Source organism: Parolsenella catena (assembly GCF_003966955.1).
Taxonomy (GTDB): Bacteria; Actinomycetota; Coriobacteriia; order Coriobacteriales; family Atopobiaceae; genus Parolsenella; species Parolsenella catena.
Map to the genome: position 1 here is coordinate 1479535 of NZ_AP019367.1, position 20789 is coordinate 1500323.

Consider the following 20789-nt stretch of genomic DNA (forward strand, 5'->3'; position numbering starts at 1 on the left):
ATAGACGACAGCAAGCACGATCACGAGGCGCGCCACGCGGCGCCGCCCATCCCACGCAAGGAGCACGCATGAACGAGCAGCGCATCGCCATCCTCACGGATACGGGCACGAACGTCCCCGCAGACTTCGCCGCCGCCCATGACGTGCGCAACGTGTCGCTTCTCGTCAACTACTCCGACGGCACGTTCCGTTCCGGCGTCGACATCACCACCGACGAGGTCATAGACCGCTTTGCCACCGAGATCCCCACGACGAGCCTGCCCTCCCCCAAAGACATCCAGGACGCGCTCGAGGCCGCACGCGCGGACGGCTACGAGCGCGCCGTGTTCGTGACGATCAGCTCGGGCCTGTCGGCCACGAACCAGACCGTCGAGCTCGTCGCGAGCCAGATGGAAGGCTTCCCCGTCACCGTCGTGGACACGAAGAGCATCGGCGTGGCGGCGGGGCTTGTGGTCATGGCAGCCACCGAGATGGTCGAGGCCGGCGTGCCCTATGGCGAGCTCGGCCCCAGGCTCGCCGACCTCTCCGAGCACACGCGCGTCTACTTCACGGTGCGCGAGCTCAAGTACCTGCGCCACGGCGGCCGCATCAACGAGGCAACGTACCGGCTGGGCAGTGCCCTCAACATCAAGCCCGTCTTCTACTGCGACGAGCAGGGCAAGTACGCCACGGTCAAGAAGGCACGCGGTTGGGAGAAGGCGCTCGCCGCCGAGCTGTCGTTCATCCAGGAGCAGGCCAAGCGCTACGAGAAGGTCGTCTGCGCCGTGTGCTGCACCAAGGCCGAGGACCGCCTGGGCGAGCTCTCCGCCCGCATCCGCGAGACGATCCCCAACGTCGTGGACGTCGTGGAGAGCGGCATCTCGCCAGACCTCATCGTCCACACGGGCGCGAGCCTCGTGGGCATGGCCGTGCAGCCCACCTGGCGCTAGGCCAATCTGTCACCACGCTCCACGTAAACAGCTCGCAACAAGCGCGCATGCGGACCGGCCGTCCGTGCATAATGGACGCGTCGTACAAAGCGAGAGCTAAGGGGACACAGTGGCAATCACCGCAGAAGAGGTCGCCGAGACCCTCAACATGGTCACCGAGCAGCACCTCGACATCCGCACGATCACCATGGGCATCAACCTCATGGGCTGCGCGGACTCCAACCTCGACCGCATGTGCACCAAGGTCTACGACCACATCACCAAGACGGCCGAGAACCTCGTACCCGTGGCCGAGAGCCTCGAGCGCGAGTACGGCATCCCCATCGTGAACAAGCGCGTCTCCGTGACGCCCATCGCGCAGATTGCCGCGGCCTGTCCCGATGCGGACCTCGTCCCACTCGCCCACGCGCTTGACCGCGCCGCCGCCACGCTTGGCATCGACTACCTCGGCGGCTACTCCGCCCTTGTCCACAAGGGCATCGGCGACGCGGACCGCCGCCTCATCAGCTGCATCCCCGAGGCGCTCGCCAACACGAGCCGCGTCTGCTCGAGCGTCAACGTCGCAAGCCTGCGCGCGGGCATCAACATGGACGCCGTGCTCATGGTTGCCCAGACCGTGCTCGACTGCGCGCGCCTCACGGCAGACCAGGACTCCATCGGCGCAAGCAAGTTCGTCGTGTTCTCAAACATGGTGGAGGACTCCCCGTTCATGGCCGGCGCCACGCACGGCTCGGGCGAGGCCGACGCCGTCATTAACGTTGGCGTCTCGGGTCCCGGCGTCATGGCCGCCGCCCTCGAGGAGCTCCCCGAGACGGCAAGCATGATGGACGTGGCCGAGCGCATCAAGCAGACGGCCTTCAAGATCACGCGAGCCGGCGAGCTCATGAGTCGCGAGGCGGCCCGCCGCCTTGGCAAGGAGAAGGGCATCGTGGACCTGTCGCTTGCCCCCACGCCCGCCATCGGCGACTCCGTGGCCCGCATCCTGGAGATCATCGGCGTTGGCCAGTGCGGCGGCCCGGGCACCACGTGCGCCCTGGCCATGCTCAACGATGCCGTCAAGAAGGGCGGCGTCATGGCAAGCTCAAGCGTGGGCGGCCTGTCTGGCGCGTTCATCCCCGTCTCCGAGGACGCCGGTATGATCGACGCCGCCGAGGCGGGCGCGCTGTCGCTCGAGAAGCTCGAGGCCATGACCTGCGTGTGCTCCGTGGGCCTCGACATGATCGCCGTACCCGGAGACACGCCCGTGGAGGCCATCGCCGGCATCATCGCCGACGAGATGGCCATCGGCGTCATCAACAACAAGACGACGGCCGTGCGCCTCATCCCCGCCATCGGCAAGTCCGAGGGCGACTCCGTCGAGTTCGGCGGCCTATTCGGCCGCGCCCCCGTCATGCACGTGAACCCCAACGCGGGCACCGTCCTGGCGCATCGCGGCGGCCGCTTCCCGGCGCCGCTCAACTCGCTCAAGAACTAGCCCAGCGAGCGGGGTAAGGAACGCATGAGCAAGCAGGAGAGGGTCGAGAACTTCGGCGTGGTCGCAGCCGCCTCGCTCGCCATCGCCGCGTTGGCGCTGCTCGCGTCCAGGCTCGTGGCACCCGTGACGAGCCTGGACGCCGGCCAGAGAGCGAGCGCAGGCACCAGCATCGAGCTGATCGCAAGCGCCCGGGACTCAGTTTGCTTCTCAGACGAGCTCCTCAATCCCCTGGCATCGCAGGCCGAGGAGGGCTCTCCCGTCGAGGTGCAGGGCGCCACCGTGCCCGCAGCCAAGCTCGCGGACCTCAACGCCGCCATCCGCGCCATCGAGTCGGGCGGCCACGACGTGGGCTTCCTCATGCTTGACACCCAGACGGGCACCACCGTGTCCTACCACGCGGACCGCTTGTTCTACTCGGCAAGCTCGATCAAGGGCCCCTACGTCACGAGCGTCGTGAGGGCCGCGCTGGGAGACACCGTCCAGGCAGATGCCCGCATCGATGCCATCCTGCGCTACTCGGACAACGACGCCTATGCCTCGCTCAGAAGCCAGTACGGCAACGACCCGATGGCGGCGCTCGTCGACGCATCGGGGGCCGAACAACTGCCCCATGCGGGAATCACGGACGAGGTGGAGGCCGCCGCCGAGCCACAGAGCGGGCAGAGCATCGCCGATAACTTCTATGAGTTCGTCACCCCGGAGCAGATGGTTGCGCTGTGGGACCAGTGCCGCGCATACCTCGAGTCTGGCGAGCCGGGCGCGGCATGGCTCGCCAACGAGCTCCAGACGCCGGAGATCTCGTCGCTCTCGCACGTGGGACGCGCATGGGGCACGACGTGGGCCAAGGCGGGCTGGTACCCAGACGACGCCTCCGGATTTGCCACCACGGTCGATGCGGGCGTCGTGCGCACGGAGACGGGCGACGTCGTCATCGCCGTCATGACCACGTCGCCCGTCGACTTCCCGGCAACGGCTGGCGTCATCCTGCCCCTGCTCGAGCTCCACGCCGAGCTCGGCTGACAAAGGGACGACCCCTCCGCGCCAGCTCCTAGAACTCGCCCACGAAGCGGACCTCGGGCTCGAGAGAGACGTCGAACTGGCGCTTGACCTCGTCCTGGACGTGCGAGATGACCGCGCGCACGTCTGCGGCGGTGGCTCCACCCACGTTCACGACGAAGCCCGCGTGCTTCGTGGAGACGGCGGCACCGCCAACCTGGTAGCCCTTGAGGCCCGCATCGGTGATGAGCTTGCCGGCGAAGTGGCCCTCCGGGCGCTTGAACGTGGAGCCGGCGCTGGGCAGCTCGAGGGGCTGCTTGCTCTCGCGGGCCTCCGTGAGCTCCGCCACGCGCGCGGCGATGGCCGCGGCGTCACCGGGCTCGAGCGCAAACGTGGCGGAGAGCACGACGAGCCCCTCCGTGCGCACGCGACTCGTGCGGTAGCCCATCTCGAGCTCGCCCGCGGGGATCTCCTCGACAAACCCGCTCGGCATGAGGCAGCGCACGCTCTCGAGGACGTCGGCGCAGCACCCGTCGTAGGCGCCGGCGTTCATGAACACGGCACCGCCGACGCTTCCCGGGATGCCGCAGGCAAACTCGAGGCCCGTAAGGCCAAGCGAGGCCGCAAGCGCCGAGGCGTCGGCGATGGCGGCGCCCGCCTCGCACACGATCTGGCAGCGCTCGCGCGGGTCGCCGAGCATGAGGATGTCGTCGAGGGCACCCGCGCAGTCGACCATGACGCCGCGATAGCCGCCGTCGCCCACGAGCAGGTCAGAGCCCAGGCCGAGAAGGAAGTGGGGCACCCCCGTGTCTCGGCAGGCGCGCACGACGCGCACGAGCTCGTCCTCGGACGCGGGCGAGACGAACAGGTCCGCGGGGCCACCGACCTTGAAGGTGGTGTGCGCGCTCATCGGCTCGTCGCGGCGCACGGCGTCCGCACCCACGACGCTCTCCAGGGCATGGGCGAGGGCATCCAGTCTTTCTCGGTCCTGTGACATATCGGCTCCTTGCGTGTGTCGGCTTGTTCCTAGCAATCCTACCGTACCCATTGACAGCGAGGGGCCGCGTGCTAGGCTTGCCTTGTCAGTTTCAGGGCGGGGTGAGATTCCCCACTGGCGGTAACTGGGAGGGCGCACGCCCCCAGAAGCCCGCGACCCGCGAATACGCGGCTGACCCGGTGCGAGTCCGGGGCCAACGGTCAAAGTCCGGATGGAAGAAACGGAGGGTCACCCATGGCCACATCCACGCATCAGCCAAATGCAGACGCTCAGGGACACCTCGAGTTCGAGAACACGAACCGCTGGTCCACGCGCCAACTTGTCACGATGGCGCTCATGTGCGCCCTGGGCACGGTCTTCTCGTTCGTGCAGATCCCGCTCATCCCGACGGCGCCGTTCCTCACGTATGACCCCTCCCTCGTGCCCGCCATGGTGAGCGGCCTGGCCTTTGGCACGGGCCCGGGACTTGTCGTGGGCATCCTCACCGCATGCCTCCACGGCCTGGTCACCGGCGAGTGGGTGGGCTCGCTCATGAACGTGGTCGCCACCGTCTGCTATGTGGCGCCCGCCGCACTCGTCTACGCGCGCGCCCGCAGCAACGCGGGCGCCATCGGTGGCCTGGCCCTGGGCGTCGTGCTCGCCACGGCCGGCTCCATCGTTGCCAACCTCACGATCGGCGTTGCGTTCTGGTACGGCTCCGCAGACGCCATCATGCCGCTCATCCTCCCCGCGGTGCTGCCGTTCAACCTGGTGAAGACCATCCTGAACTCAGCGCTCACGCTCGTCGCGTTCAGGTCCCTCACCAGCCTCATCAAGCCTGAGAAGGGCAACGGGCGCGCATGATCGAGTGCGCCGGCCTCCACTACTCCTACGACGGGACGCATGACGCGCTCGATGGCGTGAGCCTCACCATCGCGGACGGCGAGTTCGTGAGCGTCCTGGGGGGCAACGGCTCGGGCAAGTCCACGCTGGCGCGCCACCTCGACGCCCTGCTCGTCCCCGACTCCGGTCACGTGACGGTCGATGGCCTCGGCACGGCGACGCGCCGCAACGTCTATGACATCCGCAGCCGCGTGGGCCTCGTGTTCCAGAACCCGGACGACCAGATCGTCGCCGGAATCGTAGAGGACGACGTGGCGTTTGGGCCCGAGAACCTCGGCGTGCCCACCGGCGAGCTGCGCGCCCGCGTCACCGAGGCGCTCGCCGCGGTCGGCCTCTCCGGCTTCGAGCGGCGCGAGACGGCAAGCCTGTCCGGCGGGCAGAAGCAGCGCCTGGCACTTGCCGGCGTGCTCGCCATGCGTCCGCAGACGCTCGTGCTCGACGAGGCAAGCTCCATGCTCGACCCCCGCGGGCGCGCCGCGCTCATGCATGCGTGTCACAGGCTCCACAGCCAAGGCATGTCGATCGTCATGATCACCCACTTCATGGAGGAGGCCGCCGAGGCCGAGCGCGTCGTCGTGCTCAGCCACGGGCGCGTGGCGCTCGACGACACGCCTGACGAGGTGTTCTCGCAGGCAGACGCGCTGGCCAGCCTTGGCCTCGACATCCCGATGCCCTACCGCATTGGCCTCGAGCTGCGAGAGAAGCTCCCAGGCCTCACCCCGCGCGTGACCGTCGACGCCATGCTCGGCGAGCTCCAGGCCCAGGCGGCCCAAAGGGGTCAGGCGCCTTTGGGCACCACGACGGCCCAAAGGGGGCAGACGCCTTTGGACGCCTCGGGCGCCGAGGGCAGCTGCGCGCTGAGGGTCGAGGACGTGTCGTTTGCCTACGAGCGTGGGGCCTGCCCTGCGCTGCGGGACATCTCGATCGAGGTGCGCGAGGGCGAGGTCCTCGGCCTTCTCGGCCACACGGGGTCGGGCAAGTCCACGCTCGTGCAGCTGCTGGCCGGGCTCGAGAAGCCAACCCGCGGGCGTGTCGCGTGCAAGGCCGCGAGTCGCGTGGGCGTCGTGTTCCAATATCCCGAGCGCCAGCTGTTCGCGCGCACGGTTCGCGAGGACGTGGCCTTTGGCCCGAGAAACCTCGGCATCACGGGCACGGAGCTCGCCGCATGCGTTGACAAAGCCATACGCGGCGTCGGCCTCGACCCCGAGGCCGTGGGTGACGTCTCCCCCTTTGCGCTCTCCGGCGGCCAGCAGCGGCGCATTGCCTTCGCCGGCGTGCTCGCCATGGAGCCGGACGTCCTCGTGTTCGACGAGCCCGTGGCCGGCCTTGACCCCCGCAGCCGCCGCGAGTTCCTGCGGCTGCTGCGCAAGCTGCATGCGCAGGGCCGCACCATCGTCATGACCTCCCACAACATGGACGACGCCGCCGAGCTGTGCGACCGCGTGGTCGTGCTCGACCATGGCGAGAGGCTCCTCGAGGGCACGCCGGCCGAGGTATTCTCGCACGCAGACGAGCTGCGGCGCGCGGGCCTTGGCCTTCCGGGCGCGCAGGAGATGGCATCGCGGCTCATCGAGCTTGGCTGGCCCCTGCGCCGAGACGCGCTCTACACGCCCGACGCACTCGCGTCGGACCTCGCCACCTGCCTGGGGGCTGGCGCCCCCGCAGGTACCGGCACCGCCCAGGTCAGCGGAGGCGAGCGATGAGCAGCACCTTCACGTTTGGCAGCTACGTTGCCGGCACCTCCGCGCTCCATCGCCTCGACCCGCGCACGAAGCTCCTGCTTGGCGTCGCGTTTCTCGTGCTCGTGCTGCAGGCGCGCGACTTCACGGGGCTTCTGCCCTCGCTTGTCGCCATCGTCTCCCTGTACGCATGCGCGCGCATCACGCCGGCAAGGGCTCTGCGGGCCCTCGCGCCAACGCTGGGCATCGTCGTGCTCGTCTCCCTGCTCAGGCTCTTCACGCAGCAGGGCGGCACCACGCTTGTGAGCTGGGGCATCATCGAGGTCAGCACGGGGAGCCTGCACGCGGCGGCGCTCACGGCGGCGCGCATCACGCTCATGATGTTGGGGATGGCCCTCGTCACGATGGTCACGCCCACGCTCGACCTCACGGAGGCCCTGGAGGCGCTGATCTCGCCACTCGCACGCTTTGGGGTCCCCGCGCACGAGTTGGGCATGATTGCCGGCATCGCCCTGCGCTTTGTTCCCCAGCTCGTCGCCGAGATGCACGACATCCGCCTCGCCCAGCAAAGCCGGGGGGCCAGGCTCGCCGGCAGCCCCGTTCGGGGCATCCGCCAGGTCTCGAGCGTGGCCATCCCCCTGATGGCGGGCGTCTTCCGCCACGCCGAGACGCTGAGCGAGGCCATGGACGCGCGCTGCTACCACGGTCGACAGGGGCGCACGACCCTGCGCCCGCTCAGACTCGGCACCCGAGACGCCGTGGCCGTGCTTGTCTACGTCGTCCTTCTCGCCATGACCCTCGCGATAAACGCACTTGGCTGACAAAGGGGATAGCCCTTGTCACCCTCCCCGAAAGGAGACCCCATGAGCATGGACAAGAGCGGACTCGAGACGGTCCTCACCTACCTCACGTCCGTCCCGGCGTGGTATCTCGCAACCTCCGTGGACGGCCAGCCGCACGTCAGGCCTTTCTCGTTTGCCGCCATCCAGGACGGCAGGCTGTGGTTCTGCACCGCCACCACCAAGGACGTCTGGGAGGAGCTCACGAGAAACCAGCGCTTCGAGGCCACGGCCTGGTGGCCGGGGCACGGCTGGCTCATCCTGCGCGGGCGTGCCGGCCTCGAGGACCGCGCCAACCCCTCCATGCGCGAGGCGGGCTGGCGACACCTCGAGGGGCTGGGCGAGCGCTATGACGGGCCGGATGACCCCACGCTCACGTTCTTCAGCGTCGAGGAGCCCCAGGCATGGATCTGCAACCACGACGAGTGGCAGCCCGTCGAGCTGTAGCCTGCGGCGGTCTCAGTCAGCCCGGACACCGTCGTGGCAGCAATCGGCCCAGACACCGCGGCCGTCTCGGTGACAGATTGGCCCATCCCCATCTGTCACCGCTCGCGTCATCGCGCCGTGAAGTTCCCTTGTTTTGTGGCGCGTTGGGTTATGCTCTTCCCTACGCAAGTGGCACGCATAAACGCATCTCAATTGGAGCCACCATGTCACGAACCCCCCAGCGCCCCTCCGGGAGCGCGTCCATAGAGCGCAGCGGCCTCATGACGCGCCGCGCCGCGCTCAAGGCCATGCTCGGCATCACGGCCGTCACGGCCGGTCTCGTCTCGAGTCCCCTGCGCGCCATCGCCGCCGAGGCGTCTCGCGAGACCACGAACGCCCTCAACTCGGCGCAGGCCCAGCTCGACGAGGCCCAGAAGAAGCTCGACGCCATCTCAGACGAGTACGTGTCCTTGAACGAGCAGCTCAACGACACCGTGAGCCAGATCGAGCAGGTCCAGGCGAGCATCGACGACACGCAGTCACAGATCGATGCCAAGCAGGCAGAGATCGCCGACAAGCAAGACGTCCTCGCCGGCCGCATCTCGAGCAGCTACAAGACGGGAGGCACGGACTTCCTGTCCGTGCTGCTCAACTCCTCCAACTTCGAGGAGCTCACGAACAACCTGTACTACATGGGCAAGATCAACGCGAGCGACGAGCAGCTCATCAACGACGTCAAGCGGGCAAAGGCCGAGTTCGACTCCCAGAAGGCCCAGCTCGAGAGCCAGAAGTCGGACCTCGAACAGCTCAAGGAGCAGCAGAGCCAGGAGCTCGCCGCCGTGCAGGCCAAGCAGGACGAGGCCTCGTCAATCGTGGCGAACCTCTCCGATGACGTCCGCGCCCTCATGGAGAAGCGCGACGCGGAGATCCTCGCCGCGGCCGAGGAGGAGAAGCGCCAGGCAGCAGCCGCCGAGGCCGCGCGCAAGGCGGCCGCAGCCGCGTCCTCCAACCGCGGCAGCTCGGGCGTCAGCGGAACCGTGAGCTCGGGCAACGCCAGTTCCAAGGGCCAGGCCATCGTGAACGCCTGCTATCGCGTGGGGTCGCCCGGCTCCGGCCTGTGCGCCATGTGGGTCTCGCAGGTCTACAGCGCCGCAGGCTACGGCTACCCCGGCGGCAACGCCAACAACATGTACTGGAACTTCTGCACGAGCTCCAACAAGGGAGACCTGCAGCCCGGCATGATCGTGGCCGTGTCCACGTGGACGGGGACCTCCGCAGGCCGCGTCTACGGGCACGTGGGCATCTACATCGGCGGCGGCATGGTCATGCACAACGTCGGCTCCATCCAGACCATGGGGCTCGACACCTGGATCCACACCTACGGCACCACGGTCACCCCGCGCTGGGGCTGGGCCGCCTAGCACCCATCGAACACCAAGGGCCGCTCGCGATTCGCTCGGGGCGGCCCTTCTCATGCGGCGCATCACAGACGCAACAGTCGCCCCATCGCCACCCCAACCAGCCGCGCCACTCTATAATGGAAGGCTGGTATGGACGGGGCTAGCCCCATGTCTGCGAACGCCTCGGCGAAAGGAATGCCATGAGCGAAAAGAAGGACCCCAAGGACACCTGCGTGCTCGTCACCGGCGGCGCCGGCTTCATCGGCAGCCACACGTGCGTCGAGCTGCTTCAGGACGGCTATCAGGTCGTCATCGTGGACGACCTCTCCAACGCATCCGAGAAGGTCCTCGACCGCATCGACACCATCGTGGGCGACGAGGCCGCCAAGCGCCTCTCCTTCTACCGTGCCGACGTCAACGACCGCGAGGCCCTCGAGTGCATCTTTGACGAGAACGACATCGACCGCGTGATTCACTTCGCCGGCTTCAAGGCCGTGGGCGAATCCGTCTCCAAGCCCATCGAGTACTACACGAACAACCTGGGCAACACGCTCACGCTCGTGGACGTCATGCGCAACCACGGCTGCAAGTCCATCATCTTCTCGAGCTCCGCCACCGTCTACGGCGACCCGGACTCCCTGCCCCTCACCGAGGCCAGCCCCAAGAAGAGCGCCACGAACCCCTATGGCTGGACCAAGTGGATGATCGAGCAGATCCTCACCGACCTGCACACGGCCGACCCGGAGTGGAACGTCGTGCTGCTTCGCTACTTCAACCCCATCGGAGCCCACCCCAGCGGACTCATGGGCGAGGACCCCAAGGGTATCCCCAACAACCTGCTGCCCTACGTTGCCCAGACGGCCATCGGCAAGCGCAGCGAGGTCCACGTCTTTGGCAATGACTATCCCACGCCCGACGGCACCGGCGTGCGCGACTACATCCACGTCTGCGACCTCGCGAGCGGACATGCCGCCGCGCTCGCGTGGATGAACGGCCGCGAGGGCGTCGAGGTCTTCAACCTCGGCACCGGCCGCGGCACCTCCGTGCTCCAGATCATCGAGGCCTTCTCGAAGGCCTGCGGCCATGAGGTTCCCTACGTCATCGACCCGCGCCGCCCCGGCGACGTGGCCGAGAACTACGCCGACTGCTCCAAGGCCAAGGAGCAGATGGGCTGGGAGGCCAAGTACGACATCGACGACATGTGCCGCGACTCCTGGAACTGGCAGTCCAAGAACCCGAACGGCTTCGAGGAGTAGCTCGTGAGCGAGAACCCCTTCGTCGCCTACCTCAAGAGGCGCCTGCCGCTCGTGGAGTCCGCCCTCGGCAACGCCGCGGCGGCGCCCCTCGCCCACGCCAACGAGCCCGCGAGAGACCTGGAGCGCTACCTCTACGCTCCCCTCGCCGCGTTCACCGAGGGTGGCGGCAAGCGCGTGCGCCCCGTCCTGTGCCTGCTCGGCGCCGAGGCAGTGGGCGGTGAGCCGCACCTCGCGCTGGCGCCCGCGATGGGCATCGAGCTGTTCCAGAGCGCGGCGCTCATCCATGACGACATCGCCGACGAGAGCGAGCTGCGTCGCGGCAAGCCCTGCCTGTACCTCACCGAGGGAACGGGGCTTGCCACGAACATGGGCGATCTCGCGCTCACGCAGGTGATCGAGGTCGTTCTCGCAGACGGCGCCCTGCCCCAAGACCGCAAGGCCAAGGTGCTCGGCGAGCTCGTCTCCATGGAGCGCCACACGCTCGAGGGGCAGGCCCTCGACCTCGGTTGGGCGCGCGACGGCCGCTGGGACGTCACCGAGGCAGACTACCTCTACATGGTGAGAAGCAAGACGGCCCACTACACGGCCGCCTCACCGCTTGCCGTGGGTGCCGTGGCGGCTGGGGCCACTCCCGAGGCCGTCGAGGGGCTTCGCCAGGTGGGCATAAGCGCAGGCATCGCCTTCCAGCTGCAGGACGACCTGCTCAACCTCGTCGGAGACGCCGAGGCCCAGGGCAAGGACTTCCGCAGCGACATCACCGAGGGCAAGCGCACGCTCGCCGTCGTCTACGCGCTCGCGAGCCTGGACACACGGGACCGAGAGGAGCTCGTCGCCATTCTCGAGGACGGCACCACCAACGCCGACGAGCTCGCCCGCGCCGTCGAGCTCATCGAGGCGGGCGGTGGCATCGCGCACTGCAGCCAGCTTGCGGAGCGCGAGGCAAGACGAGCCGAGCAGGGCGCCCATGACCTTGCGAGCAGGGGACTCGTCACACATGAGGCCGCCGAGCTTCTCTGCGCGATGGCGCAGTTCTTCGTGAGGCGCGCAAGCTAGACTTTTGCAATCCGCGGGCACACACCCGCGAGGCCGCGGGACTCGCCCCGCGACGATACCGAGGAGACACAGATGGAACCGATACGTGAGGGCATGACGGGAACCGCCGTCGAGGACGTTCAGGAGCGCCTGGCCTCGCTTGGCTACGAGATTGCCATGGAGGAGCGCGGTGAGGCCGCCTTTGGGCAGTCGACCGCAAACGCCGTGGCGCGCTTCCGCCTCGAGCACAACCTGTCGCTGACGCCCGAGGTGGACGTCGCATGCTGGTCTGCCCTCGTGGACGAGTGCTACCAGATGGGCGACCGCACCCTCTACCTGCGACTCCCCAACTTCCATGGAAACGACGTCCGTTGTCTCCAGAACGCCCTCAACGTGCTGGGCTTCTCGTGTGGAGAGGTCGATGGCTACTACGGCCCTCACACCGAGGGAGCCGTCAAGATGTTCCAGGAGAACGTCGGCATGCTCGCAGACGGCATCGCCTTCTCCGACACGTTCGATGCCCTCGAGCGACTTCGCCACGTGTGGGCCGGCAAGCCCGCCAACGGGCCGCATCCGCAGAGCGGCATGGGATTCGCCCGTGCGGCGCTCGTGCTCGATGACGCCCACCTGGCGCTCACGGCCGAGGACCCCATCTCCAGAAACGTCGCCGGACGCATCTGGAACATCGCGAGCGCCACGTCCGAGCACACGGGTCTACGCCTCATCGAGAGCGTCGACGCCGCCACGAGCGCGGACGACGCCGTGCTCGTGCTTGCCACGACGCCGCGGCCGGCCGTCTCAAACGTTGCCAGCGTCACGATGACAGAGGGTGACGATCTAGCGCTCCGCCTTCGCACGGCGCTCGAGAGCTCGCGCGCAAAGCCTCCCGTCGTGCGCGTGGAGCTGCCGGCCGGCTCCTACGACGGCTCGTTTACGGTCAACGACTCGCAGATGCTCGCCGTCTCCCTCATCGACGCGCTCTGCACGGCTCTGGCCCAATAGACTCGGCGCTTGCGACTGTAGCCAATCGGTCACTTGTGAGGCAAACTTGGGGGCCCATAGTGACCGGATAGCCACACTCGCGATCAGCTCTCGTCGCAAATAAGGCGGCTGCCATCCGATTGGGTGGCAGCCGCCTTCTCAGTTTCAGCTGTGGGTATGTCCTAGTTGCCTGCCGCGGCAAGGCCGCTGTCGCCCTCGGTGTGAGAAGAGCCACCGGCAGCGGGGGCAGACCAGGTGCCCGTGGCAGCCGGAAGGTCCATGTGCTCGCGCTCGGTGCGCTCGGGAATGGCCCCGACCCCCTTGGCAAACGCCAGCTTGCCGTCCTCGCCAACGTCAACAAGGACGATGTCGCCGGCACCCCAGCCGTTCTCGAGCAGCTGCTCGGCAAGCGGGTCCTCGATGAGGGTCTGGATGGCGCGACGCAGCGGGCGCGCACCATAGACCGGGTCGGTACCCTCCTTCGCGAGGAGGTCCTTGGCCGCGTCCGTGAGCTCGATGGACATGCCCTGGCCAATGAGACGGTTGCGCAGCTCGCCCACCATGAGGTCAACGATGCCGCGAATCTGAGCGCTCGTGAGGGACTTGAAGACGACGATCTCGTCCACGCGGTTGAGGAACTCCGGGCGGAAGAGCTTCTTGAGCTCGCCCATCGCACGGCTCTTGATCTCTGCGTCAGAGAGCTGGCCGGCGCTCGCGCCAAATCCCATGGCACCCGGTTTTGCGATCTCGCGCGCGCCGACGTTGCTCGTCATGATGATCACGGTGTTCGAGAAGTCCACCTTGCGGCCCTGCCCGTCCGTGAGCCTGCCCTCGTCAAGGATTTGCAGCAGGATGTTGAAGACGTCCGGGTGGGCCTTCTCGATCTCATCGAACAGGACAACGGAGTAGGGCCTGCGACGCACGGCCTTCGTGAGCTCACCGCCCTCGTCGTAGCCCACGTATCCCGGGGGCGCGCCAACGAGCTTGCTCACGGCGAACTTCTCCATGAACTCGCTCATGTCAAACGTGATGAGAGCGTCCTGCGAGCCAAAGAGGAACTCCGCGAGGGACTTTGCGAGCTCGGTCTTGCCCACGCCGGACGGGCCGAGGAACACGAACGAGCCGCCGGGGCGACGCGGGTCCTTGAGCGGCGAGCGGCTGCGCCGAATGGCGCGGGCAACGGCGCTCACGGCCTCGTCCTGGCCGATGACGCGCTCGTGCAGCACGCTCTCGCAGCGCAGGAGCTTGGATGCCTCGGCCTCGGACAGGTTCGAGACCGGCACGCCCGTGATGGAGGAGACGACGTCTGCGATGACGTTCTCATCGACGGTGACGACCTTGCCCTCCATGCGCTCGTGCCAGGCGTCCTCGAGCTCGCCCCGCTTGGCGATGAGCTCCTTCTCGCGGTCGCGAAGGCGGGCCGCCTGCTCGAACTCCTGGGCGCTCACCATGTCTCGCTTCTCGGCACGGACGTGCTTGAGGTCCTCGTCAACGGCAGATATCTCCGGCGGAAGCGTCATGTTGTGCACGCGCGTGCGAGCGCCCGCCTCGTCGATGACGTCGATGGCCTTGTCGGGCAGGAATCGGTCCTGGATGTAGCGGTCGGACAGCGTGACGGCAGCCTCGAGGGCCTCGGGCGTATAGCGCACGTGGTGGTGCTTCTCGTAGGCCGGCTCAAGGCCACGGATGATCTGGAGCGTGTCGGCAACGCTCGGCTCGTTGATGTTCACGGGCTGGAAGCGTCGCTCGAGCGCGGAGTCCTTCTCGATGTGCTTGCGATACTCCTCCGCCGTCGTGGCACCGATGACCTGGATCTCTCCGCGCGAGAGGGGCGGCTTCAGGATGCTCGCCGCGTCGATGGAGCCCTCGGCTGAGCCCGCGCCGATGATCGTGTGCATCTCGTCGATGAACAGGATGACGTTGCCGTCCTTCTCCACCTCGGCGATGACCTTCTTGAGGCGGTCCTCGAACTCGCCGCGGTACTTGGAGCCAGCGACGAGCGCGGAGACGTCAAGCGTCCAGATCTGCTTGCCACGCAGCATGTCGGGCACCGTGCCGGCAGCCACGAGCTGGGCGAGGCCCTCGACGATGGCCGTCTTGCCCACACCCGGGTCGCCCAAGATGAGCGGGTTGTTCTTCTGGCGTCGCGCAAGCACCTGCATGACGCGCTCGACCTCACGGTCGCGGCCAATGACGGGGTCGAGCTTGCCCTCGGCGGCGATGGCCGTGAGGTTGCGGCCATACTGCTCGAGCATCGAGCCGTCGTCAGAGGACGAGGAGCTGGTGCGGGCTGGCCCCACGGACACGCCCTCCGGGCCGATGCGCACCTCCTGGACCTGGGGCGCGGCGTCTGCCGGGGAGTTCTGCTCGATGAGCCCGTCCACGGCATTGCGGACGGCATCCGCCGAGACGCCCATGCGCGCGAGCGCCTCCATGGCCACGCCGTTGCCCTCGCGCGCGATGCCCAGCAGCAGGTGCTCGGTGGAGATGTAGGTGGCGCCGCGGCTCATCGTCTCCCGATAGGCGCCCTCGAGCACGCGCTTGGCGCGCGGGGTGAACGGGATGTGACCGCCGGGCACGGGCTCGCTCGAGCGCTCCGTGACCTCGCGGACCGTCTCGACCGTCTCGTCATAGGTGATGTCGAGGCTGGCGAGGGCCTGGGCGGCAATGCCCTCCCCCTCCTTGATAAGCGCGAGAAGCAGGTGCTCGGTGCCCACGTACATCTGGCCGAGCGTGCGCGCCTCGTCCTGGGCGAGGCTCATGACCTTGCGCGCCTTGTCTGTGAACTTGTCGAACATGCGAAGGTTCCCCCTCGGTCGTTCCATCAAAACCAAGGTGCCCGTGCGACCACCTGGCGGCACGGGCACTCTGTTAGCTTATACCCTCGCGAGAGGTAGGTGATACCTCGTCGCTTTCGGACCAGCTTACGACGTATGCCTCCAGCGAGGGTCCGTGAGCGTTCGAGCGGCACCGAGGCCCACCGGGAGAAACGCAACGATGAGCACGGCGCGAACGAACCAGCTCAACATGTTGGCCGTATCGAAGACACACATGTAGTACATGGCACGATAGAGGTACAGTCCCGGAACCATGATGACAATTGACGGAACCGTTAGGGCAATCCTCGGATACGTGAGCTTGAGCTCGGCCACGCTCGCGAGCAGCCCCGAGACAAGCGCTCCGATGAGCGCAGCCGCCTCGGGAGGGACGCCACCAGCCAGCCCAAGCGCCGGAATCAGAGCGTTGAGATCGACGAGCGAGAGCCTCAGCGTGTTCGAGACCGCGCCAATGCAACCCGCCGCCGCAGCCATCTGCACGGGACTGTTGAACATGATCGAGAAGCCAAATACGCCAACGAAGCTCATGAAAGCGCGCAGCGCCGTCAGCTGCAGCACGCCGAGTCCCTGAGGCGCAAAGTCATCCGGAGAGAGTCCCACGCACTCGGCGACCACCCATCCCACGAGCGTCGCCACCACCACGATTGACACCGCATATGTAAGCCGTTCGATGCCGCTTCTCATGTCGAGCTTTGAGATGTCGAGCCCGGCCGTGATGAGGGGAAATCCGGGAATCACGAACAGCATGGCGCCGATATAGCCCTCCTCGTGCGAAAGAGCCATGGGATCAAAGCGCGAGAGTCCGAGCAACGCCAACAGATAGCAGACGCACGCCACGGCAACGCCCATCGCAAGCGCACTGAACTGCCCGATCCTTCTCGAGAGCATCGTGGAACGCACGAAGTTGCCGATTCCGGCGCCTACGAACGCGCCGAGCATCTCGATCGGACCGCCACCAAGGAGAAATACGAAGGCACCACATGCGGCGCCGGCAGCAAGCCCCTGCTGAACGGGACGATAGTCTGGCCTCGTCCCCTCAACGGTCGCAAGCATCTCGTGGTACTCGTGCACCGTGAAGTTTCTGCCATACGTCTCAATCTCGCGCAGGAAGTTCTCCATCATCCAGATGCGGTGCGTGTTCACTCCCGTTGTGGGCAGGCTCACGACCTCGTTGAAAATATGATGTCCCTCGATGCACGTGCATTCGAACGACAGCAGGCTCAGGTCCACGTGAATGGTGACGCCAAGGACACTCGCCACGCGATCCATCGTGTCGCGCACGCGCCAGGCGCCCGTTCCGCTCGCGAGCATGAGCATGCCAGTGCGGCAAATGATCGTGGACTTGTCAGCAAGTGGGGCGGAGATGGCGGGAGAGTCTCCCTCGGTCACGACATCGTGCCAGACGGTCTTCATGTGCAGCGCGTTTGCTCGCATGCCGTGATGGTGAAACAACGCGTGACTCAAGGCGTCGGGAGCCAGAGCGGACTCCGGCCTGGATGTGCCAAGACGTCCGTCCTCGTCTTCGTCCTCGTCTTCGTCCTCGACAAGATCGAAGTCCTCGATGGGCTCGACCACTCGATGACCTGGCTCGTCATCGACGTCATCCTCATCTTGCTCGTCAAAGAAGTTGAGGCCCTCCAGGACCTCCTCGCGCTCGCTGTCATCATCGGCAGCATGCTGACCGAAAGCCTGCATCCATGCCTCCCGTCTGGGGTGGCTCGATTGCCCCCCGCACCGGTCACATTCCGCGGCCATATTAGAGCTACGTTATGTAAAGTTGCAAACCTCGATATAGAAAGCCCGCCGAGACCAAATCCTGGCTTCGGCGGGCGTGGAGTCCCAATCTGTAAAGCTGGAATGCCTGACCCTAGTACAGCTTGGCACCAGCCGGGATGGAGTCATCGAGCTGCAGGAGGTTCAGGCGCTCCTCGCCATCCTCGGTGTGGATGGCCGAGAGGAGCATGCCACAGGAGTCGATGCCCATCATGGCGCGCGGCGGCAGGTTCGTGATGGCCACGAGCGTCTTGCCCACGAGGTCCTCGGGCTCGTAGAACGCATGAATACCCGAGAGGATCGTACGGTCCGCGCCCGTGCCGTCATCGAGCGTGAAGTTAAGCAGCTTCTTAGACTTCTTAACGGCCTCGCACGCCTTGACCTTCACGGCGCGGAAGTCGGACTTGCTGAACGTGTCGAAGTCCACGTAGTCCTCGAACAGCGGCTCGATGGCGACCTTGGAGAGGTCGAGCGTGGGCTGCTTGTTGGCGGCATAGGCGCTGCCCTTGGCACCCGCGGCAGCCTCCTCGGCGGCCTTGGCCTCGGCGGCTCCGTTCTTGGCGCCGGCCTCGGGCTTCATGTGCGGGAAGAGAAGCACGTCGCGGATGGAGGGTTGGTTCGTGAGCAGCATGACCACGCGGTCGATGCCGATGCCGATACCGCCCGCGGGAGGCATGCCGTACTCGAGCGCGCGCACGTAGTCGGCGTCGAACTGCATGGCCTCGTCGTCGCCGGAGTCGCGCTCGGCAATCTCTGCATGGAAGCGCTCGGCCTGGTCAACGGGGTCGTTGAGCTCGGAGAACGCGTTGGCATACTCGTGGCCGGCGATGACGAGCTCAAAGCGGTGCGTCAGGCGCGGCTCGTCCTCGTAGCGCTTGGCGAGCGGGCTCACCTCGACGGGATAGTCGACGACGAACGTCGGGTTCACGAGCGAGGGCTCGCCGATCTCGTCGTAGAGCTCGGCGATGAGCTTGCCGGCGCCCCACTCGGACTTCGTCTCGATCTTGTTCTCGTGGCACAGCTCCACGAGGCGCTCGACGGGCGTGTCGAGGTCGACCTCGACGCCAAGGGAGTTCGAGACAACCTTCGTCATCGGGATGGACGGCCAGGTGCCGGACAGGTCGATCGTCTGGCCCTGGTACTCGATCTGCTCAGGGTTGCCGATTGCGGCGTTCGCGGCCTTGATGACGCCCTCAGCGAGCTCCTTCATACCCTCGAGGTCGCTGTAGGCGCGGTAGGCCTCCATCGTGGTGAACTCGGGGTTGTGGGTCTGGTCCATGCCCTCGTTGCGGAAGATGCGGCCGATCTCGTACACGCGCTCGAAACCGCCCACAAGCAGGCGCTTCAGCGGCAGCTCGGTGGCGATGCGCAGGAAGCACTCCTGGTTGAGGGCGTTGAAGTGCGTGATGAAGGGCTTTGCCGTGGCACCGCCCTGGATGGTCTGGAGAATCGGAGTCTCGACCTCCATGTAGGCGTCCTCCTCCATGTAACGGCGGAAGGCGGAGACGATGGCGGAACGCTTGCGGAACGTCTCGCGGACGTCGTCGTTGACGATGAGGTCAACGTAGCGCTGGCGATAGCGGGTCTCCTTGTCGGAGAGGCCGTGGAACTTCTCGGGCAGCGGGCGCACGGACTTGGAGAGCAGGCGCACCGAGGTCGGGGCCAGGGACAGCTCGCCGCGCTTGGTGCGCATCATGGAGCCGGTGGCCTCGATGACATCTCCCAGGTCCATCTTGCGCAGGGCGGCCATGCCCTCCTGGCCCAGGTTGTCGATGCGGCAGAACAGCTGCATCTTGTCAGTGGCGTCCTGGAGCACGACGAACGCCACCTTGCCCTGGCCGCGCTTGGCGCGAATGCGGCCGGCGACCGTGTGGGCCTGCTCGTCCGCATCGTCCTCGCCAAGCTCGGCGTAGCGCGCGGCGAGGTCTGCCACGTGGTCGGTCACGTCGCAGTGCTCGGGATAGGGATTGCCGCCGGCGTCGATGATGGCCTGTCGGCGGGCGAGACGCGTGGCGCGCTCGTCGTTGAGCGTGGCCTCGTTGGTGGTCTCCTCAGACATGCATGGCTCCTTCTGCACGGGCAGGCGCTCGGCGCGCCCGCCTGGCTCTCTACGTGAAAGCGCCCCTCCCGCGACGGGCACGGAAGGGGCGCGATAAGGACCTATTCGCAGGTTGCGGCCTGCGAGCGAACCAATCTCGCCCTAGCGCGAGATTTTGACGATCGTGTAGTGGCGCGTGGCGCCGGACGGGCTCGTGACCTCGATCACATCGCCCTTGGCGTGGCCCATGAGCGCAGAGCCAACCGGGCTCTCGTTGGAGATCTTGTGCTCGAGGGAGTTGGTCTCCGTGGTGCCGACGATGGTGAAGGCACACGTCTTGTCCTTGCCCTGCTCCTGGATCTCGACCGTGCAGCCGATGGAGACGGCCATGACGTGGCCGGCGCCGGCGGACACCTTGGCGGTCGAGAGGATCTTGCGGATCTCGGCGACGCGGGAGGCGTTCTTGGACTGCTCCTCCTTGGCGTCGTCGTACTCGGAGTTCTCGGACAGGTCACCGAAGTCGCGGGCGACCTTGATGCGCTCGATGATCTCGGCGTCGTGCTCTCCCTCACGCCAGGCAAGCTCCTCGACGAGCTTCTGACGACCTTCGGGAGTAAGGATGATCTCGTTGTCAGCCATGGTTCGCTTTCTTGCTTAAGGGCGGTACGTACATGCGATGGCACACCACGCGGGTGTGCCGTTGGTGCTAGTCCAGCTTGGCGCCGCAGGACTTGCAGAACTTGTTGTCGGCGGGGTTCTCGGCACCGCAGTGGCCGCAGAACTTCTTGCCGTCCTCGGCAGCCTCGGCGGGGGCGTCCTCGTCATCGGCGTCGACGTGGGGAACGTCAACGACGTCCTCGGCCGGCTTGGTCTCGGTCGTGGCCTCGGCCTTGGCGGGCTTGTCGTCGCCCTCTATGCCCTCGCGGATGCCCTTGACCGTCTTGCCGAAGGACTTGCCGAGCTTCGGGAGGTTCTTCGGACCAAAGATCACGAGAACGACGATCAGGATGATGATGAGCTCAGGGGCACCCAATCCAAGAAACATGTGAATTCCTCTCCGGACAGACACTCGGTCGTGTTTGCGAGCTGCGGGCGCCCGCCACGCGGTACGCCAGTGCAACTTTGAAAGTATACTAGCCCGAAGTCCGTTCTGGACTGCAAAGTTGGCGAACGCGGCTCGGGCTCGCAATTTCCACGTTGGTTGGCGTGTACCCGAAACGCCCGCATCCCATGCATGCAAATCCGCAGGC

General features: G+C 66.6%; 17 protein-coding genes and 1 riboswitch. Of the genes, 11 read left to right on the forward strand and 6 right to left on the reverse strand.

All coding sequences use genetic code 11. The features are described 5' to 3' along the window. Positions 1–68 precede the first annotated feature (68 nt). The 3 genes from Pcatena_RS06660 to Pcatena_RS06670 all read left to right on the forward strand — a co-directional run bounded on the left by Pcatena_RS06660 (position 69) and on the right by Pcatena_RS06670 (position 3423). Positions 69–929 (forward strand): DegV family protein, encoded by an 861-nt coding sequence (locus Pcatena_RS06660; protein WP_126422781.1) that lies wholly within the window; start codon positions 69–71, stop codon positions 927–929. 109 nt (positions 930–1038) lie between these two features. Further along, on the forward strand, positions 1039–2403 hold the full coding sequence (locus Pcatena_RS06665) for a PFL family protein (RefSeq protein ID WP_126422783.1): 1365 nt from the start codon (positions 1039–1041) through the stop codon (positions 2401–2403). Between the two features lie 24 nt (positions 2404–2427). After that, a complete protein-coding gene (locus Pcatena_RS06670) occupies positions 2428–3423 on the forward strand; it encodes a serine hydrolase (protein WP_126422785.1) in 996 nt (331 codons plus the stop codon). A 28-nt stretch (positions 3424–3451) separates the two neighbouring features. Here Pcatena_RS06670 and murB read toward each other — a convergent pair whose 3' ends face one another. Continuing rightward, on the reverse strand, positions 3452–4396 hold the full coding sequence (murB, locus tag Pcatena_RS06675; RefSeq protein WP_126422787.1) for a UDP-N-acetylmuramate dehydrogenase: 945 nt from the start codon (positions 4394–4396) through the stop codon (positions 3452–3454). Between the two features lie 83 nt (positions 4397–4479). Beyond that, positions 4480–4623, forward strand: a riboswitch (FMN riboswitch). A gap of 7 nt (positions 4624–4630) precedes the next feature. Between murB and Pcatena_RS06680 the strand changes: the two genes are divergently transcribed. From Pcatena_RS06680 to Pcatena_RS06715, 8 genes are all read left to right on the forward strand, one after another. Continuing rightward, a complete protein-coding gene (locus Pcatena_RS06680) occupies positions 4631–5239 on the forward strand; it encodes an ECF transporter S component (RefSeq protein ID WP_126422789.1) in 609 nt (202 codons plus the stop codon). Further along, on the forward strand, positions 5236–6981 hold the full coding sequence (locus Pcatena_RS06685; protein WP_126422791.1) for an energy-coupling factor transporter ATPase: 1746 nt from the start codon (positions 5236–5238) through the stop codon (positions 6979–6981). Before Pcatena_RS06680 ends, Pcatena_RS06685 begins: the two co-directional genes overlap by 4 nt. Next, positions 6978–7778, forward strand: coding sequence for an energy-coupling factor transporter transmembrane component T family protein (locus Pcatena_RS06690; RefSeq protein WP_126422793.1), 801 nt, complete (start codon positions 6978–6980; stop codon positions 7776–7778). The genes Pcatena_RS06685 and Pcatena_RS06690 overlap by 4 nt, the downstream gene beginning before the upstream one ends. Before the next feature lie 42 nt (positions 7779–7820). Beyond that, positions 7821–8243 carry a pyridoxamine 5'-phosphate oxidase family protein gene (locus Pcatena_RS06695; protein ID WP_232619843.1) on the forward strand — a complete coding sequence of 141 codons (423 nt, stop codon included), beginning with the start codon at positions 7821–7823 and terminating at the stop codon, positions 8241–8243. A 203-nt stretch (positions 8244–8446) separates the two neighbouring features. Next, positions 8447–9643, forward strand: coding sequence for a coiled-coil domain-containing protein (locus tag Pcatena_RS06700; RefSeq protein WP_232619844.1), 1197 nt, complete (start codon positions 8447–8449; stop codon positions 9641–9643). Positions 9644–9822: 179 nt separating this feature from the next. After that, positions 9823–10878: a UDP-glucose 4-epimerase GalE gene (gene galE / locus Pcatena_RS06705; RefSeq protein ID WP_126422795.1), complete on the forward strand. Its 1056-nt coding sequence runs from the start codon at positions 9823–9825 to the stop codon at positions 10876–10878. A gap of 3 nt (positions 10879–10881) precedes the next feature. Next, positions 10882–11931, forward strand: a complete 1050-nt coding sequence (locus tag Pcatena_RS06710; RefSeq protein WP_126422797.1) for a polyprenyl synthetase family protein — start codon at positions 10882–10884, stop codon at positions 11929–11931. Positions 11932–12003: 72 nt separating this feature from the next. Next, positions 12004–12912: a peptidoglycan-binding domain-containing protein gene (locus Pcatena_RS06715; protein WP_126422799.1), complete on the forward strand. Its 909-nt coding sequence runs from the start codon at positions 12004–12006 to the stop codon at positions 12910–12912. A 161-nt stretch (positions 12913–13073) separates the two neighbouring features. On the opposite strand, the gene Pcatena_RS06720 is transcribed toward Pcatena_RS06715, so the two are convergent. From Pcatena_RS06720 to tatA, 5 genes are all read right to left on the reverse strand, one after another. Beyond that, positions 13074–15689 (reverse strand): ATP-dependent Clp protease ATP-binding subunit, encoded by a 2616-nt coding sequence (locus Pcatena_RS06720; RefSeq protein WP_126422801.1) that lies wholly within the window; start codon positions 15687–15689, stop codon positions 13074–13076. A gap of 126 nt (positions 15690–15815) precedes the next feature. After that, on the reverse strand, positions 15816–17423 hold the full coding sequence (locus Pcatena_RS06725; protein WP_126422803.1) for a threonine/serine exporter family protein: 1608 nt from the start codon (positions 17421–17423) through the stop codon (positions 15816–15818). A gap of 172 nt (positions 17424–17595) precedes the next feature. Continuing rightward, positions 17596–19560, reverse strand: a complete 1965-nt coding sequence (lysS, locus tag Pcatena_RS06730; RefSeq protein ID WP_126422805.1) for a lysine--tRNA ligase — start codon at positions 19558–19560, stop codon at positions 17596–17598. Positions 19561–19701: 141 nt separating this feature from the next. After that, complete coding sequence (gene greA / locus Pcatena_RS06735) at positions 19702–20178, reverse strand: transcription elongation factor GreA (protein WP_126422807.1); 477 nt, start codon at positions 20176–20178, stop codon at positions 19702–19704. 67 nt (positions 20179–20245) lie between these two features. Further along, positions 20246–20584, reverse strand: coding sequence for a twin-arginine translocase TatA/TatE family subunit (gene tatA / locus Pcatena_RS06740; RefSeq protein ID WP_126422808.1), 339 nt, complete (start codon positions 20582–20584; stop codon positions 20246–20248). Positions 20585–20789 lie beyond the last annotated feature (205 nt).